The organism is Mesorhizobium sp. M7A.F.Ca.CA.004.04.2.1, from assembly GCF_004022825.1.
In the GTDB taxonomy this organism is placed as follows: domain Bacteria; phylum Pseudomonadota; class Alphaproteobacteria; order Rhizobiales; family Rhizobiaceae; genus Mesorhizobium.
Genome location: NZ_RZPH01001503.1, coordinates 1 through 922, shown reverse-complemented (window position 1 = coordinate 922; position 922 = coordinate 1). Strand labels below are relative to the sequence as shown.

General features: G+C 63.0%; 1 protein-coding gene. It reads left to right on the top strand.

The genetic code is table 11. From position 1 onward, the window contains the following. Positions 1-222: 222 nt before the first annotated feature. A partial coding sequence (trbF, locus tag EN893_RS35715; protein ID WP_164901477.1) for a conjugal transfer protein TrbF occupies positions 223-922 on the top strand: 700 nt, incomplete at its 3' end.

Sequence of the window (922 nt, the reverse complement as noted above, 5' to 3'; positions counted from 1 at the left end):
GCCGGGCGCGATGCCGCGTGGACCGCGACCGGCGGCGCGCCGACAGCGTCAATGACCGAACGCTCTGCCGGTTCGGCCACTGTTTCGGCGCCGACGTGGGCAAGGCGCCTACGTTCTGAACAGACCGCCCGGGCAAATCGCCACGCTGCCGTGCAAGCTGTCCGAGACGGAGACCGGCCGGGAGGCAGCGCCAACCCCTCTCTCAACGACAAGGATGACTAGATGCTCTTCAAGCGACCCGTGCACCGTTACGGCAAAACACCCGAACCGGTCACGCCGTATCAAAAAGCCGCCCAGCTGTGGGACGAGCGCATCGGCTCATCTCGACTGCAGGCCAGGAACTGGCGGATCATGGCCCTTGGCTGCCTGGCCTTGGCGACCGGGCTTTCCGGCGGACTCGTATGGCAGTCGATGCAAAGCCGTGTCGTGCCTTATGTCGTCGAGGTCGATGGCTTCGGCGAGACGCACGCCGTCGCGCCGGCGATCCGGAATTATGAGCCCTCGGATGCTCAGATCGCCTGGCATCTCGGCCGCTTCATCCAGAATGTCCGTTCCGTTTCCACCGATCCGGTTTTGGTACGGCAGAACTGGTTGGCAGCGTACGACTTTGCTAGCGATCGCGCAGCGCTCTTCCTCAACGAATACGCCAAGGCGAACGACCCCTTCGGTCAGATCGGAACGCGCAGTGTTTCGGTACAGGTCACCAGCGTGGTCAGAGCCTCCGAAAGTTCATTCCAGGTCAAATGGACCGAGCAGGTGTTTGAGCGCGGAAGCCTTGCCAGCACGATGCGCTGGACTGCGATCCTCACGATCGTGATCCGCTCGCCAAGCAATACGGATCAGCTGCGCAAGAATCCGCTCGGCGTCTTCATCAATGCCATTGACTGGTCACGCGAGCTCGACAGCGCCGTCCCAGCCCCCC